The sequence below is a fragment of the Pedococcus sp. 5OH_020 genome, assembly GCF_027812955.1.
Taxonomy (GTDB): Bacteria; Actinomycetota; Actinomycetes; order Actinomycetales; family Dermatophilaceae; genus Pedococcus.
The window spans coordinates 181,149-197,106 of sequence record NZ_JAPYZV010000005.1 but is presented as its reverse complement, the minus strand read 5'-3'; the positions used below and the strand labels follow the sequence as shown (position 1 = coordinate 197,106).

The following is a 15,958-nucleotide window of genomic DNA, read 5'->3' as shown; positions in this document are numbered from 1 at the left end:
GCGCATGGGAGACGGCTTCTCCTCGGAGATGTACGAGGACTCCTCGCTCGACGCGACGGCGCGCATTGTCGACGCCCAAGGCGACGCGGACGAGCGCACGGTGGAGATGGCGCTGCGCCCACGGCGGCTCAGCGAGTTCTCCGGCCAGACGCGCGTGCGGGACCAGCTGTCCCTCGTGCTGGAGGCCGCCCGTCGCCGCGGGAGCGCGCCCGACCACGTCCTGCTCTCCGGACCCCCGGGCCTCGGCAAGACGACGCTCGCCATGCTCATCGGCGCCGAGCTGGAGCGGCCGATCCGGATCACGAGCGGACCGGCGATCCAGCACGCCGGGGACCTCGCTGCCGTGCTGTCCTCGCTCATGGAGGGGGAGGTCCTCTTCCTCGACGAGATCCACCGGATGTCGCGCTCGGCGGAGGAGATGCTCTACCTCGCCATGGAGGACTTCCGGGTCGACGTCGTGGTCGGCAAGGGACCCGGGGCGACCGCCATCCCGCTGGAGCTTCCTCCCTTCACGGTCGTCGGGGCGACCACGCGTGCCGGCCTGCTTCCGGCACCCCTGCGGGACCGCTTCGGGTTCACGGGGCATCTCGACTTCTACGGTACCGACGACCTGGTCACCATCCTGCTTCGCTCGGCTCGCCTCCTGGACGTCGCCGCGGACCCCGAGGGCATCACCGAGATCGCTCGTCGGTCGCGGGGCACCCCCCGCATCGCGAACCGTCTCCTCCGTCGGGTGAGGGACTGGGCGCAGGTGCACGGACGCGACGTGGTGGACGAGCCGGCGGCGCACGCCGCGCTGGCGCTCTTCGACGTGGACGACCGGGGCCTGGACCGCCTCGACCGAGCGGTCCTCGACGCCTTGTGCCGGCGTTTCTCGGGCGGGCCGGTCGGCCTGTCCACGCTGGCCGTCGCTGTCGGGGAGGAGGCCGACACCGTCGAGACGGTGGCCGAGCCCTTCCTGGTCCGTGAGGGCTTCATCACGCGCACCCCCCGGGGCCGGGCTGCCACACCGATGGCCTGGCAGCACCTCGGCCTGTCCGCGCCACGCGGCGCGCCGGCCCAGCCCGCCCTACCGCTGGAGGCCGGGGAGGGCCGCTTCGGGGACTGAGCGCCGGCTCCCTCGACCGGGCCCGACATCCTCGGAAGAGCCGACAATGGTCACAATTGGAACGCGGTCCTGGTGAGGCACGTTGGTCGGTATGCCGTGCGTCACCTACACTCAGGCGGTCGCTCAGGCGTCAACCACTTTCACCTGCCCTGAAGGAACTCTCTGATGTCGAACGGCGGCTCGCCTCTCTCCGGCCTGCTGATCTTCGCGCTGCCCGTCCTGCTCATCCTCTTCATGGTGTTCAGCCAGCGACGTCGGCAGCGGGTCACCCAGACCCTCCAGGCCGAGCTCGCCGTGGGCGACCAGATCTGCACGACGTCGGGGCTCTTCGGCAGGATCACGTCCCTCGACGACGCCGTCGTCGGCCTCGAGGTCAGCCCCGGGGTCTCCGTCCGCTTCGACCGGCGCGCGATCGGCACCAGGGTCGCCCCGGACGCCGAGCCGCCGCTCCCGAGCAGCACCACCGAGTAGAGGTCCCCGCACGTGGCAATCAACCCGTACAACCGCAAGCCGCTGAAGGTCCTGTCGGCCCTGGCCGCGATCATCCTGGGGCTCTACGGGCTCCTCTTCGCCGCCAGCACGTGGGGGCAGGCACAGTGGAAGCCGAAGCTGGGCCTCGACCTCGAGGGCGGCACACAGATGATCCTGCAGCCGGTGCTGGTCGGCAACGCCAGGGTGACCGCCGACCAGCTGAACCAGGCGCGGGACATCATCGTGCAGCGCGTCGACTCCAACGGCATCTCCGGGGCGGAGGTCACCACCCGGCAGGGCAGCAACATCGTCGTGACGATGCCCGGCACCCCCGACAAGGCGACCGAGGACGCGATCCGCCGCTCGTCGCAGATGCGCTTCCGGCCCGTCCTGGCGGCTGCCGCCGGCACGAACCAGCCCGTGCCGACGACCACCCCGACCGGCACGGCGACGGGGAAGGCCACGGGGACGCCGACCGGAACGGCGACGAAGACCAGCAAGGTCCCCACCGCCACCGGGACGGCGAGCACGTCCGCCAAGAGCGGGCTGCCGGGGGCGTTCCTCCAGGCGACGACGTCACCTGCCGCCGGGTCCACGAGTACGACGGCGCCGACCGGCGGAGCCACCACGCCGACGGGCAGCTCGACGAAGCCCGTCGACGCCAGCGACCTGGCGAACGTGACCCCGGAGCTGTCCAAGGCCTTCCAGGAGCTGGACTGCTCGAAGAAGGGTGTCCTTGACGGCATCGTCGACGACCCCTCCAAGCCCCTCGTGACGTGTTCCGACGACGGTGCCGAGAAGTACATCCTCGGGAAGGTCGAGGTCCGCGGCGACCAGATCAAGGACGCGGTGGCCGGCTACCAGCCGCTGTCCAACGGCCAGCCGTCGAACATCGTCGAGATCCGGCTCTCCTTCAACAGCAGCGGCACGAAGGACTTCGCCAAGGTCACCAAGCGGCTGGTCAGCCTGCCGGACCCGCGGAACCGCTTCGCTGTGACGCTGGACTCCCGGGTGGTCACCGCCCCCGTGGCCCAGGCCGCCATCCTGGACGGTCAGTCGAGCATCACGGGCAGCTTCACCATCGAGAGCGCTCGACAGCTGGCCAACCAGCTGAAGTTCGGCGCCCTCCCGGTGTCCTTCGCGCTGCAGACGCGCGACCAGATCAGCCCGACCCTGGGCAGCGAGCAGCTGCGGATGGGCCTGGTCGCCGGCATCATCGGCTTCGTCCTCGTGTTCCTCTACTCGATGGTCCAGTACCGCGCCCTGGGCCTGGTCACCGTGGCGTCGATCATCATCGCCGGTCTGCTGACGTACGTGGCGATCGCCCTGCTGGGGTGGTCGCACAACTTCCGTCTCGACATGGCCGGGGTCACCGGTCTCATCGTCGCGATCGGTGTGACAGCGGACTCGTTCATCGTCTACTTCGAACGCATCCGTGACGAGGTGCGAGAGGGGAGGCCGCTACGAGCCGCCGTGGACACCGGGTGGCGCCGGGCCAGAAGGACGATCCTCGCTGCTGACGGCGTCAACTTCCTCGCAGCCTTCGTGCTGTACCTGCTGGCGTCCTCCAACGTGCGCGGCTTCGCGTTCACCCTCGGTCTGACCACTCTCATCGACCTGCTGATCGTCGTCATGTTCACCCACCCGCTGGTGGCCCTGCTGGCGAGCACGAAGTTCTTCGGTGGCGGTCATCGCCTCTCCGGGCTCGACCCGGAGCGGCTGGGCGCCAAGACGGTGCGGTATGCCGGGCGGGGTCGCGTGGCCGTCGCCAGGCCTGCCGCCGCCACGACCGACGGGAGCGCGCTGTGATCAACTTCGCCGCACTGGGCAACGACCTCTACACCGGGAAGCGGTCGACTGACTTCGTCGGACGCTACAAGCAGTGGTACGTCGTCTCGGGCGTCTTCATCCTCCTGGCGGCCATCGGGCTGGTCTGGCACGGGCTCAACCTGAGCCTGGAGTTCCGCGGTGGGTCCGAGTTCCGCGTCTCGGGGGTGAACGTCTCCCAGGGGTACGAGCAGAAGGCCAAGGACGCCGTCAACAGCGTCCAGGCCGCCGGTGCCGCGGAGGTCACCAAGGTCGGGACCAACACGGTCCGGGTGCAGACCGAGAAGCTGAGCGACGCACAGAGCGAGGGCGTGCAGGAGGCGCTGGGCAGGGCCTTCGGCACCGACAGCCAGAAGGTCTCCGCCTCGTTCGTCGGCCCTTCCTGGGGTGCCTCGGTCAGCCAGAAGGCCCTCCAGGCGCTGGTCGTCTTCCTGGCGCTGGTCTCCATCGTCATGGCCCTGTACTTCCGCACCTGGAAGATGGCCGTCGCAGGGCTGGTGGCGCTGCTGCACGACCTGTTCATCACGGTGGGGATCTACGCGCTGGCCGGCTTCGAGGTCTCCCCGGCGACGATGATCGGCTTCCTGACGATCCTGGGGTACTCGCTGTACGACACGGTGGTCGTCTTCGACAAGGTCCGCGAGAACACCAGCGAGGCGCTGGGCAACGGACGGGTGTCGTACTCCCAGGCCGCGAACCTCGCCGTGAACCAGACGCTCGTGCGCTCCATCAACACCACTGTCGTGGCGCTGCTGCCGATCGCGGCCATCCTGGTCATCGGCTTCGTCTTCCTCGGTCCCGGCACCCTGCTGGACCTCGCGCTCGCCCTGTTCGTCGGCATCGGGGTGGGCGCCTACTCCTCCATCTTCATCGCCACTCCGCTGCTGGTGCACCTGCGCTCCAAGGAGCCGCAGATGATGGAGCTGGACAAGAAGGCCGCGCGGTACCAGGCGCGGCACGGCGGGACGGTGTCGGCCTCCGACGCGGCGCCTGTCCCGCATCCCGCAGACGCCGTCGAGGCGGCGGACGCCGAGGCGGCCCGTGAGCCTGCCCCGGTGGGCGCGACCCGTACGGCCGGAGTGGTCCGGGAGACGCATCGGTACGCCCAGAGCGGTCCCCGCAACCAGCCCAAGCGGCCCCCGAAGTCGCGCCGGTGACCGAGTCCCCGCAGGTCTCGCTCGCCGAGGTCATCGCCGGACGGCTCCGCGACATCCCCGACTTTCCGACTCCCGGCGTCGTCTTCAAGGACGTCACGCCGTTGCTGGCTGACCCGGCGGCCTTCGGGGCCGTGGTCGACGACATGGCCAGGCGGCGTGGCGGACACGTCGACCTCGTGGCCGGGATCGAGGCGAGAGGCTTCATCTTCGGAGCAGCCCTGGCTCACGAGCTCGGGATCGGGTTCGTGCCGGTGCGCAAGGCCGGCAAGCTGCCCGGTCGGGTCGTCGGGGCCAGCTACGACCTGGAGTACGGCACGGCGACCATCGAGATCCACGAGGACTCCTTCGTCGGCGGGGAGCGCGTGCTGGTCGTCGACGACGTGCTCGCGACCGGCGGGACGGCGCAGGCGGCGTGCGGTCTGCTCGAGCAGGCCCACGCCGAGGTGGTCGCGTTCGAGGCCCCGATCGAGCTCGCCTTCCTGCACGGCAGGCAGCGTCTGGCGGGCAGGGACGTGCACACGACGCTGGTCGTCCACTAGGGTCGCCGCCCCGCTGATCCGCCGTGCGGGCATCGCATAGGCTTCGTCCATGACCGAGGATGTCGCCACCGGGCCGGTGCCCACCGGCGCCTCCTCGTCGAGCCGGGTCCGGGCGCGCCTGGCCCGGTTCGGCAGCCGAGGCGGACCCGACAACCCGGTCCTCGAACCGCTCCTGCAGACGGTCCGCGCCACCCACCCCAAGGCCGACCTCACGGTCATCGAGCGCGCGTACGTCGTGGCCGAGGAAGCCCACCGGGGTCAGAAGCGCAAGTCCGGTGACGCCTACATCACCCACCCGCTCGCCGTCACCACGATCTTGGCCGAGCTCGGAATGACGCCCGCCACGCTGGCCGCCGCGCTGCTGCACGACACGGTGGAGGACACGCCGTACAGCCTGACCCAGCTGGAGAAGGACTTCGGGCGGGAGGTCGCCATGCTCGTCGACGGCGTCACCAAGCTCGACAAGGTGACGTACGGTGACGCGGCGCAGGCGGAGACGGTGCGCAAGATGGTCGTGGCGATGGCCCGTGACATCAGGGTCCTCGTCATCAAGCTCGCCGACCGGCTTCACAACGCCCGAACCTGGCGGTACGTCTCGGTGGAGTCCGCGCAGCGCAAGGCCCGCGAGACGCTGGAGATCTATGCCCCGCTGGCCCACCGGCTCGGCATGAACACCATCAAGTGGGAGCTGGAGGACCTGTCCTTCGCCACGCTCTACCCCAAGGTCTACGACGAGATCGTCCGCCTCGTGGCCGAGCGGGCGCCGGCCCGGGAGGAGTTCCTCGCCGGCGTTCGCGAGCAGGTGAGCGGTGACCTGCGGGCGGCCAAGATCAAGGCCACGGTCACCGGCCGGCCCAAGCACTACTACTCCGTGTACCAGAAGATGATCGTGCGCGGTCGCGACTTCGAGGACATCTACGACCTGGTCGCCGTGCGGGTGCTGGTGGACTCGGTCCGCGACTGCTACGCCGCCCTGGGCGCGCTGCACGCGCGATGGAACCCCCTGCCGGGGCGGTTCAAGGACTACATTGCGATGCCCAAGTTCAACATGTACCAGTCGCTGCACACCACGGTCATCGGGCCCGAGGGCAAGGCCGTGGAGATCCAGATCCGGACCCACACGATGCACCGTCGCGCGGAGTACGGTGTCGCGGCGCACTGGAAGTACAAGGAGGACGCGACCGCACCGACCGTCGGTGTCAAGGACGGCGAGACCGGTCCGATCAACGACATGGCGTGGCTGCGCCAGCTGCTCGACTGGCAGAAGGAGACGGCCGACCCGGGGGAGTTCCTCGACTCGCTGCGCTTCGAGATCAACGCCCGCGAGGTCTACGTCTTCACCCCCAAGGGCGAGGTGGTGGCTCTACCGGCGGGGGCGACACCCGTCGACTTCGCCTACGCCGTGCACACGGAAGTCGGGCACCACTGCATCGGTGGTCGGGTCAACGGACGGCTCGTGCCGCTGGAGTCGACGCTGGAGAACGGGGACGTCGTCGAGGTCCTGACGTCCAAGGCGGACGGTGCCGGACCCTCCCGCGACTGGCTGACCTTCGTGAAGTCGCCACGTGCCCGCAACAAGATCCGCCAGTGGTTCTCCAAGGAGCGCCGTGAGGAGATGATCGAGTCCGGCAAGGACGCGATCGCCAAGGCGATGCGCAAGGAGGGCCTGCCGCTGCAGCGACTGCTCACCGTGGAGACCCTGACCGGCCTCGCGTCCGAGCTGCGGTACCAGGACATCGACGCGCTGTACGCCGCCGTCGGCGAGGGTCACGTGTCGGCCCAGCACGTGGTGGGCCGCCTGGTCGCCTCGCTGGGCGGCGAGGAGGGGGCGTCCGAGGACTTGGCGGAGGCGACCACCCCGACGCGGTCCATGCGTCGCCGCTCCGGCGATCCAGGCGTCGTGGTGGTGGGCACGGCGGACGTATGGGTGAAGCTCGCTCGCTGCTGCACCCCGGTGCCGGGTGACCCCATCATGGGGTTCATCACGCGCGGCAACGGTGTCTCGGTGCACCGTACCGACTGCACCAACGCCGAGTCGCTACTCTCGCAGCCGGACCGGATGATCGAGGTCGAGTGGGCGCCGTCGTCGGCAAGCGTCTTCCTCGTCCAGCTGCAGGTCGAGGCGCTCGACCGCAACCGGCTTCTCTCCGACGTCACGCGGGTGCTGTCCGACCAGCACGTGAACATCCTGTCGGCGTCGGTCCAGACCTCCCGCGATCGGGTGGCCATCAGCAAGTTCACCTTCGAGATGGGCGATCCCGGTCACCTCGACCACGTCATCAAGGCCGTCCGCAAGATCGACGGTGTCTTCGACGTCTACCGCATCACCGGCACGAAGGCGACGGCCGCCAAAGCCTGAGTCCTTCCGCCAGCGCACGGACGGCTCACAGCGCGCTGAGGCCTCGTGCGGCGGCTCTCCGGTCCCGTCAGCCGCTGAACTCGTCGAGATTGCCGCGCGCCTGGGCCAGCCACTGCTCCTGAGCCTCGAGCTTGGCACGCGCCTCCCTGACCTTGCGCTCGTCGCCGGACGCCTCCGCCTGGTCGAGGTCTGCCCTCAGCGAGGCCACGGAGGACTCGAGCTGGTCGACCATGCTGCGAGCCCGGGCAGCCACCTCCGGGTTGCTCCTCTTCCAGCGCTGGTCGTCGGCGTCGCGGACCGCCTGCTCGATGCGGCGCATCGCCTTCTCCATCCGTTCCATGTCCGCGCGGGGCACCTTGCCGGCGGCCTCCCAGCGGTCCTGGATGGCGCGGAGTGACGCCTTGGCCGCGTCGAGGTCCTTGACGGGGAGCAGCCGCTCGGCCTCCTGCAGGAGGGCCTCCTTGGTCGCGAGGTTCGCGCGGAACTCTTCGTCCTCCTTCGCCGAGATCTGGTCCTTGGCCTGGAAGAACGCGTCCTGGGCAGCCTTGAAACGCTCCCAGAGGGCGTCGTCGTCCGCACGGGACGCTCGACCGGCCTGGCGCCAGCGGTCCATCAGACGCTTGTAGGCGCCGGCGGTGGAGCCCCAGTCCGTGCTGGTGGACAGCTCCTCCGCCTCCTTGACGAGGGCCTGCTTGGCGGCCTTCGCCTCGGCCTGGCTTCCCTCGAGCTGCGCGAAGTGCACCCGGCGAGCCTTGTCGAAGGAGTTACGGGCCTGGCTGAACCGCTGCCACAGCGTGCCCTCGGTCTCGCGGTCGAGGCGCGCTCCGCCGCGCTGATGGGTCTTCCACGCTTCGAGGAGCTCACGCATGCGGGCCCCACTCTGCTTCCACTGGATCTTGTTCTCCGGCTGTGCGGCGATCCTCTCCGCCTCGGCGACGATCTTCTCGCGCTCGGCCGCGGCGGCAGCCCGCGCGGCGGCACGCTCCGCGGCCTCGGCCTCCTTGCGCGTGGTGACCGCCGTGTCGATCTCCGCGATCTTGGCCTCCAGGGCGGCCAGGTCACCGACGACGCCTGCCTCTGCCACATGGCCACGGACCTTGGCCAGGCCCTCGGCGGCCTCCTTCGCGCTGAGGTCGGTCGTCTGCAGACGCTGGTGCAGGAGGTCGGCCAAGGAGTAGAGCTCGTCGTACTTGCGGGCGAAGTAATGCAGCGCCTCCTCGGGCGACGCGCCGGGGTACGCCCCTACCTCCCGCTCGCCCTCGGTGGTGCGGACGAACACCGTGCCGTCCTCGGCGACGCGTCCGAAGCTCTCGGCGGGAGGGCCGGGTGGCAGGTTGGGGGAGGCCGCGACCGGCTGGGGGTGCGCAACCTTGCGGATGGCCGCCGGAGTCGGCACCGGCCCAGGCTTCGGCACCGGCCGAGGCGCCGGTGTGGGAGACAGGGAGGGGGAAGGGGAAGAAGGGGAAGGAGAATGGCTCGCCTCAGCCGGCTCCGTCCCGTCCGCCTGCCTGCGGCTGTCGGGGGTGCCCGGCGTGGGCTCGTCAGCCGGGCCCGGCGTGGGCTCGTCAGCTGGGCCCGGCGTGGGCTCGTCAGTCTGGCCTGACGTGGGCTCTCCGGAGTCTGCCTGGGGCGTCTGCTCGGTCACGGTCAGGCCTTCTTCTCGGTCACAGCAACCTTGAGGATGCTGATGGGGGCAGCGGGCGGGCCGTCACCGGACCCGCCGGCCACACCTGCTGCGGCGATCTTCTCGACAATATCCATTCCACCGGTCACCGTGCCGAAGATGGAGTAGCCACCACCGGCGGTCGGCAGCTCGGAGTCCTTGTAGACCAGGAAGAACTGGTCGGCGTTGCTGTTGGGGTCGCTGGTGCGTGCCATGGCGACAGTGCCGGCGGGGTACTTCCCTGTCTTGGGAGCGTTCTCGATGCCGTACGAGTAGCCCGGTCCGGTGCCGGTCCCGCCCATGGGGTCGCCGCACTGCAGCACGTAGATGCCCTGCGTGGTCAACCGGTGACAGGGGGAGGCCGCGAAGTAGCCCGACCTGGCGAGGGACACGAACGACGCGACCGTCTGGGGTGCCTTCGCGCCGTCCAGCCGGATCGTGATGTCCCCGCAGTTCGTCGTCAGCACGGCGGTGAACGTCTTGCCGGCTGCCGTGCTCTTGGCCGGCAGACCTTGGGTCTTGACGGCCTTGGGGGTGGCCGGCGCGGGGGTGCACCCAGCCACGCTCGCACTCGTGGGCGACGCCGAGGAGGTGGCGGAGGCGCTGGGGCTCTGACCGGCGATCGGCGTGGCCTGCTTGCCCAGCCTGAGCGACAGGAAGACGAACGCGGCGACGACGACGAGGACTGCCACGACGACCACCCCTGCCTGGCGGTTCCGCGCAGCCTCGCGCTCCTTCTGGGCCAGTTTCGCGTCGAACTTCTGGGCCCGTCGACGGGCCCTGGCTCGTTCCTGCTCCCTAGTCACGCGCGTCAGTCTAGGCAGGCAGGACAGTGGTTAGGCTGCGGCCCGTGCTCACCATCGGATTCCCTGCGGCTGCCTTCGCCACGAACTGCTACGTCATCGCGGCGGCAGCCGGCGAGGAGTGCGTGGTCGTCGACCCTGGGATCGGGGTCGAGGACAGGGTGAGAGACGTCCTGCGGGAGCACCGGCTGAGGCCGGCAGCGGTGCTGCTCACGCACGGGCACCTCGACCATGTGTACGCGGTGACCCCGGTATGCGACGGCCGCACGGCGGCCTACATCCACACCGACGACCGGTACCGGCTCGTCGACCCGCTGGCGACGATCGAGCCCGGCATGCTGGCGATGATGGAGCAGCAGTTCGGGCAGAGGGCTGTATGGCGAGAGCCTGAGGACGTCGTCGAGCTCGCCGGGAACCAGTCCCTCGACCTTGCCGGGCTCCCGCTGCGCGTCCTGCACGCGCCGGGACATACCGAGGGATCGGTCATGTTCGCGCTCCCCGACGTGCCCGAGGGCGTGACCGGTGCGCAGGTGACGTCGACGGTCCTTAGCGGTGACGTCCTCTTCGCCGGGTCCATCGGCCGGACGGACCTTCCCGGTGGGGACGCCAGGGCCATGCAGGCCTCCTTGCGCGACGTCGTGCTGCCGCTTCCGGACGCCACGCTGGTCCTGCCAGGCCACGGGCCCGCCACGACGATGGACCGCGAGCGCGGCACGAACCCGTATTTGCAAGGATTGGGCGCGTGAAGGTCAGCCCCATCAGCGGATTTCCCGAGTACCTGCCGGCAGAGAGAATCGTCGAGCAGCACTTCCTCGACGTGATCCGGGAGACCTTCGAGCTGCACGGCTTCCCCTCGATCGAGACGCGGGCCGTGGAGCCGGTGGACCGGCTCCTGGGCAAGGGCGGGGACTCGGACAAGGAGATCTACGCGGTGTCGCGGCTCGCGGCGGAGGAGAGCCCTGGTGACGCGGAGCTCGGCCTCCACTTCGACCTGACCGTGCCCTTCGCCCGCTACGTCCTGGAGAACGCCGGCCACCTCACGTTTCCCTTCCGGCGCCACCAGATCCAGAAGGTATGGCGGGGGGAGCGTCCCCAGGAGGGCCGCTACCGGGAGTTCACCCAGGCGGACATCGACGTCGTGGACGTCGGCGACCTCGCCCCTCATTTCGAGGCGGAGGTGCCGCTGGTCATGGCGGAGGTCTTCCGCAGGCTGCCCATCGGCCGGATGTTGATCCAGGTCAGCAACCGCAAGATTCCCGAAGGCTTCTATCTCGGCCTGGGCATCCAGGACGTCGTGGGCACCCTTCGGGTGGTCGACAAGCTCGACAAGATCGGTCCGGGGAAGGTGGGCGACCTGCTCGTGGACGCGGGCCTGAGGCGGGAGCAGGCCGACCAGTGTCTCGCCCTGGCGGCCATCCGCTCCGAGGACCTGTCGTTCGTCGACCGGGTGCGCACCCTAGGAGTGGAGCACCCGACGCTCGACGAAGGTCTCGAGGCCCTGGCCGCCGTCATCCAGGCCGGACTGGACAACGCGCCGGGATCGATGGTCGCCGACCTGAGGATCGCCCGGGGGCTCGACTACTACACCGGCACGATCTACGAGACGCAGCTGGTCGGGCACGAGACGTGGGGGTCGTTCTGCTCGGGTGGCCGGTACGACTCGCTGGCCTCGGACGGTCGTACCACGTACCCGGGCGTGGGCATCTCGATCGGCGTCTCCCGGCTGCTCGGCCTGCTGCTGGGCAAGGGACTGCTCACCGCGAGCCGGTCCACCCCGGCGTGCATTCTGGTCGCCGTCAACGACGAGGGCGGCCGAGCCCGGTCGACGAAGGTCGCGACCGCGTTGCGCGCTCGCGCGATCGCCTGCGAGGTGGCGCCCCGGCCGGCCAAGTTCGGCAAGCAGATCCGCTATGCCGAGCGGCGGGGGATCCCCTTCGTGTGGTTCCCGCCGATCGGGGAGACCGGCGACCAGGTCAAGGACATCCGCACCGGCCGACAGGTCGACGCGGAGGTGGGGAGCTGGACCCCACCCCCCGAGGACCTCAGACCGCAGATCGTCCGTGCCAAGGAGGCTGACGCAACGTGACCACCGCCCCCTCGCCCACCCGGCCACGCGCCAGTGGCGTGCAGCTGCACATCACGTCCCTGCCCGGCGGCCGGCTGGGTCAGCCGGCCCGCGACTTCGTCGACTGGCTGCAGGCCGCGGGCCAGTCGGTCTGGCAGGTGCTGCCCGTCTCGGTTCCGGACGAGCACGGCTCGCCATACAAGTCTCCGTCGGCCTTCGCCGCGTGGCCGGGCCTGCTCGAGCACCCCACCGCCGCCGTGAGCGGGGAGGAGCTGGACGCGTTCGCCGCCCAGGAGTCGTACTGGGCCGGGTCCTGGGCGGATTTCGGCGGCGACCTCACCGATCAGGTGAGGTTCACCCGGGAGTGGAGCGCGCTGCGGGCCTACGCGCGGGGGCGGGGCGTCCGGCTCATGGGCGACGTGCCCATCTACGTGGCTCCCGAGGGCGCGGACGAGCGCGCGTGGCCGCAGTTCTTCCGGACCGACGCCGTCGCCGGCGTGCCGCCGGACGCCTACGCCGCCACCGGACAGCTCTGGGGGAACCCCTTGTACGACTGGCAGGCCCTGGGCCGCGACCGCTTCCGCTGGTGGGTGGAGCGGCTGCGGCGGACGTTCGCGCTCTTCGACCTCGTGCGGGTGGACCACTTCCGCGGGTTCAGTGCCTACTGGGCGGTCCCCGCGGGCGCCCGGACCGCGCTCGACGGCCGGTGGGAGAAGGGGCCGGGTCGCGACGTGTTCGACGCCGCCAGTTGCGAGCTCGGGCCACTTGCGATCGTCGCGGAGGACCTGGGCGACATCGACGCGCCGGTGATCGAGCTGCGCCGCGCCCTGGGCTATCCCGGCATGGCCGTCCTGCAGTTCGGGTTCGAGCCGAGCGACTCCAACAACACCCACGACCCGAAGAACCAGCAGGTCAACCAGGTCGTCTACACGGGGACGCACGACAACGACACCGTCTGTGGATGGTGGGAGACCCTGCCGGACGAGCGCCGCGCGCTGGTCCTGGAAGCCTGGGACGAGGTCGGCGTCGAGGAGGGCGAGTCAGAGCCCTCCTGGGCCATGATCCGGCTGGCCCTCGAGGCGCGCTGCGGCCTCGCCATGATGCAGGCTCAGGACGTGCTCTCCCTCGGGTCGCATGCCCGCATGAACGCCCCGGGGATCGAGGGCGGCTGGCGGTGGCGGATGGACGATGGTGCGCTCACGCCCGACCTCGCCCAGCGTCTCCGGTCCCTGACCGAACGCTCGGGACGGCTCGCCGCGTCCTGAGCCGCGGTGAGAACCAACCTCCCTCTCCCACTGGTTCCAGGTGAGACGGACGGTACTTCTGGGCCTTCCTACCTCGGACCTGGGACCGGGGTGGCGCGAGTAGCACCATGTGGGGGCGTTGGCGGGCGCAGCCCGCTGTCGCGGAGCTCCAACAGGGCCAACGCGCGGATGACCGGCTCCTCGCCACGCCGCCAGGCGCCGGTGGGGTCGTCGGAGATCGTGGCCAGCCGACGCATCGGCTGTCGCGACATGGCACGCAGCGCGAAGAGGTCCAGGTCCGCAGCGTTGTCGATGAAGCGCTGCGCGGCGGTCGCCCTGCGGACGAAGCGGCCCCTCAGCACCAGCCAGACTGCTGCCACGATGAGGATCGGGACGAGGGCCGTGACCCAGCCGAGGACGTTCGCCAGACGGGTCACCGCGTCGACCAGGTCGCTGCCCGCCTGCTCGAGCGTCGAGCCCGCCGACCCCGCCTGCCGGAACGGGACCGCGATCCTGTCACCGACCAGCGGCACGTCCTGGACGGCGTCGCCCGCCTGGGTCATCTGTCTCCGCAGACCGCTACCCGCCCCTTGAAGCTGGTGGCCCGGGCCGGTCAGGGTCAACGTCGTGTCGTGGACCAGGCGGCCGAGCCAGGCCCACAGGCACACCCATCCGAGCACGGCCAGGTCTGCCAGGATCTGGAGCGTGCGGCGGCCGGGCAGGTCTGCGTAGAGCTTCATGCCGCCTAGACTCGCACCCGTGCCACCTTCCAGCGCGGTCGAGCGGGCCGTCCGGGGTTGGCTGAACCACCTCGAGGTGGAGCGAGGAGTGGCCCTCAACACCCTGACGTCGTACCGACGGGACCTGTCGCGGTACGCGGCCTACCTACGGGAGCACGGGGTGCAGGAGCCCTCCGACATCACCGAGGGCCACGTCACGGGGTTCCTCGCCTCCCTGCGCGAAGGGGGTCCCGAGCATCCGCCGTTGGCGGCGTCCTCCGCGGCTCGGACCCTGGTCGCGGTCCGCGGGTTCCACCGGTTCCTGGCGCTCGAGGGTGACGTGCGCACGGACCCTGCCGGCGCGGTGAGCCCGCCGAAGGCTCCCACCCGGCTGCCGAAGGCCATTGCCGTCGAGGAGGTGGAGCGACTGCTGCTGGCCGCAGGGGTGGGCGACACCGCAGCGTCGCTGCGGGACCGCGCCCTGCTGGAGCTGCTGTATGGCGCCGGTGCCAGGATCTCGGAAGCCGTCGGGCTGGACATCGACGACCTCGACCTGGGTGAGGGCGTCGTGCGGCTGTTCGGCAAGGGCAGCAAGGAGCGGATGGTGCCGCTCGGCTCGTATGCCGCCCACGCCCTGGAGGCCTACCTCGTCAGAGGGCGTCCGGTGTTCGCCACCAAGGGGACCGGCACGCCCGCCGTCTTCCTCAACCAGCGAGGGGGCCGGCTGTCTCGGCAGTCGGCGTGGGCCGTGATGAGGGCGGCGGCCGAGCGAGCGGACCTCACCGGGCATCTGTCCCCGCACACCCTGCGGCACTCGTTCGCCACCCACCTGCTGGACGGCGGCGCGGACGTGCGCGTCGTGCAGGAGCTTCTGGGGCACGCCTCCGTCACGACGACCCAGATCTACACCCTCGTGACCGTGCAGCGGCTCCGGGAGGTCTACGCCCAGAGCCACCCTCGTGCCCGCTGATAGGGTCGGCACGATCAGCGAGAGGCTGACCGCCGTACGCCAACCCACCGGGAGTGAACCACCTGTGGAACCTGAGGTGACCACGCAGGAGCAGCCGCACCACAACCCCGTCGATGAGTCCTCCGTCCCGCTCCCTCCCAACGCCGACCGGGAGCCCGCCCAGCTCCCGGGCACTGAGACTGCCGGCGCCGGCCAGCTCGGCTACACCGGTCGGCCGCTGCCGGTGTTCCCGGAGCCCCCGCCGCTGACGGCTCATGGTCCGGCACGGATCATCGCCATGTGCAACCAGAAGGGTGGGGTCGGGAAGACCACGACCACCATCAACCTCGGCGCGGCCCTGGCGGAGGTGGGCCGACGCGTCCTGCTCGTCGACTTCGACCCCCAGGGCGCCCTGTCGGTCGGTCTCGGCGTCCGTGCCAACGAGCTCGACGTGACGATCTACAACCTGCTCGTCGAGCGCGGTCACGACGTGCGCGAGGTGATCCAGCACACGGCCACCGAGAACCTCGACGTCATCCCGGCCAACATCGACCTCTCCGCCGCCGAGGTCCAGCTGGTCGGCGAGGTCGCCCGCGAACAGATACTGGCCCGCGTCCTGCGTCCCGTCGTCGACGACTACGACGTGATCATGATCGACTGCCAGCCCTCCCTGGGGCTGCTCACCGTGAACGCGCTGACTGCCGCGCACGGGGTCATCATCCCGCTCGAGTGTGAGTTCTTCGCGATGCGTGGCGTGGCCCTGCTCGTGGAGACGATCGACAAGATCACCGACCGCCTCAACCCGCGCCTGCAGGTCGACGGCATCCTCGCGACCATGTTCGACTCACGGACGCTGCACAGCAAGGAGGTCGTGCGCAGCGTCGTCGACCACTTCAAGGAGCAGGTCTTCCACACCGTCATCAGCCGCACGGTCAAGTTCCCGGACGCGACCCTGGCGGCGGAGCCGATCACCACGTACGCCTCGACGCACGGTGCGGCCGCGGCATACCGGCAGCTCGCCCGAGAGCTGATCGCGCGCGGTGGGGCGGCCTGA

At 70.2% G+C, this 15,958-nt stretch carries 14 protein-coding genes; 11 read left to right on the top strand and 3 right to left on the bottom strand.

Annotated elements, in window-relative coordinates; all coding sequences use genetic code 11:
• Nucleotides 1-4: 4 nt before the first annotated feature.
• The 6 genes from ruvB to PHA84_RS10765 all read left to right on the top strand — a co-directional run bounded on the left by ruvB (nucleotide 5) and on the right by PHA84_RS10765 (nucleotide 7,461).
• Nucleotides 5-1,108 (top strand): Holliday junction branch migration DNA helicase RuvB, encoded by a 1,104-nt coding sequence (gene ruvB / locus PHA84_RS10790; protein WP_270888105.1) that lies wholly within the window; start codon nucleotides 5-7, stop codon nucleotides 1,106-1,108.
• 165 nt (nucleotides 1,109-1,273) lie between these two features.
• Nucleotides 1,274-1,579 carry a preprotein translocase subunit YajC gene (gene yajC, locus PHA84_RS10785; RefSeq protein ID WP_270888104.1) on the top strand — a complete coding sequence of 102 codons (306 nt, stop codon included), beginning with the start codon at nucleotides 1,274-1,276 and terminating at the stop codon, nucleotides 1,577-1,579.
• Nucleotides 1,580-1,591: 12 nt separating this feature from the next.
• Nucleotides 1,592-3,388: a protein translocase subunit SecD gene (secD, locus tag PHA84_RS10780; protein WP_270888103.1), complete on the top strand. Its 1,797-nt coding sequence runs from the start codon at nucleotides 1,592-1,594 to the stop codon at nucleotides 3,386-3,388.
• Entirely contained in the window at nucleotides 3,385-4,563 is a 1,179-nt protein-coding gene (gene secF, locus PHA84_RS10775) for a protein translocase subunit SecF (RefSeq protein ID WP_270888102.1), read from the top strand. The genes secD and secF overlap by 4 nt, the downstream gene beginning before the upstream one ends.
• A complete protein-coding gene (locus PHA84_RS10770) occupies nucleotides 4,560-5,102 on the top strand; it encodes an adenine phosphoribosyltransferase (protein WP_270888101.1) in 543 nt (180 codons plus the stop codon). The genes secF and PHA84_RS10770 overlap by 4 nt, the downstream gene beginning before the upstream one ends.
• 49 nt (nucleotides 5,103-5,151) lie before the next feature.
• Entirely contained in the window at nucleotides 5,152-7,461 is a 2,310-nt protein-coding gene (locus tag PHA84_RS10765) for a RelA/SpoT family protein (RefSeq protein WP_270888100.1), read from the top strand.
• A 67-nt stretch (nucleotides 7,462-7,528) separates the two neighbouring features.
• On the opposite strand, the gene PHA84_RS10760 is transcribed toward PHA84_RS10765, so the two are convergent.
• Both PHA84_RS10760 and PHA84_RS10755 read right to left on the bottom strand, forming a co-directional pair.
• Nucleotides 7,529-8,857, bottom strand: a complete 1,329-nt coding sequence (locus PHA84_RS10760) for a DUF349 domain-containing protein (RefSeq protein ID WP_270888099.1) — start codon at nucleotides 8,855-8,857, stop codon at nucleotides 7,529-7,531.
• A gap of 251 nt (nucleotides 8,858-9,108) precedes the next feature.
• Complete coding sequence (locus PHA84_RS10755) at nucleotides 9,109-9,930, bottom strand: peptidylprolyl isomerase (protein WP_270888098.1); 822 nt, start codon at nucleotides 9,928-9,930, stop codon at nucleotides 9,109-9,111.
• Nucleotides 9,931-9,974: 44 nt separating this feature from the next.
• On the opposite strand from PHA84_RS10755, the gene PHA84_RS10750 reads away from it, so the two are divergent.
• Genes PHA84_RS10750 through PHA84_RS10740 form a run of 3 tightly spaced genes read left to right on the top strand, consistent with a single transcriptional unit; the run spans nucleotide 9,975 to nucleotide 13,257 of the window.
• Nucleotides 9,975-10,673 (top strand): MBL fold metallo-hydrolase, encoded by a 699-nt coding sequence (locus tag PHA84_RS10750; RefSeq protein WP_270888097.1) that lies wholly within the window; start codon nucleotides 9,975-9,977, stop codon nucleotides 10,671-10,673.
• Nucleotides 10,670-12,013, top strand: coding sequence for a histidine--tRNA ligase (hisS, locus tag PHA84_RS10745; RefSeq protein WP_270888096.1), 1,344 nt, complete (start codon nucleotides 10,670-10,672; stop codon nucleotides 12,011-12,013). Before PHA84_RS10750 ends, hisS begins: the two co-directional genes overlap by 4 nt.
• On the top strand, nucleotides 12,010-13,257 hold the full coding sequence (locus PHA84_RS10740; RefSeq protein ID WP_270888095.1) for a 4-alpha-glucanotransferase: 1,248 nt from the start codon (nucleotides 12,010-12,012) through the stop codon (nucleotides 13,255-13,257). The genes hisS and PHA84_RS10740 overlap by 4 nt, the downstream gene beginning before the upstream one ends.
• 68 nt (nucleotides 13,258-13,325) lie before the next feature.
• On the opposite strand, the gene PHA84_RS10735 is transcribed toward PHA84_RS10740, so the two are convergent.
• Complete coding sequence (locus tag PHA84_RS10735) at nucleotides 13,326-13,976, bottom strand: hypothetical protein (RefSeq protein ID WP_270888094.1); 651 nt, start codon at nucleotides 13,974-13,976, stop codon at nucleotides 13,326-13,328.
• On the opposite strand from PHA84_RS10735, the gene xerD reads away from it, so the two are divergent.
• Nucleotides 13,975-14,925 (top strand): site-specific tyrosine recombinase XerD, encoded by a 951-nt coding sequence (gene xerD / locus PHA84_RS10730; protein ID WP_270888093.1) that lies wholly within the window; start codon nucleotides 13,975-13,977, stop codon nucleotides 14,923-14,925. The two genes, PHA84_RS10735 and xerD, sit on opposite strands and share 2 nt — an antisense overlap.
• Nucleotides 14,926-15,142: 217 nt before the next feature.
• Nucleotides 15,143-15,958: an AAA family ATPase gene (locus tag PHA84_RS10725; protein ID WP_270888344.1), complete on the top strand. Its 816-nt coding sequence runs from the start codon at nucleotides 15,143-15,145 to the stop codon at nucleotides 15,956-15,958.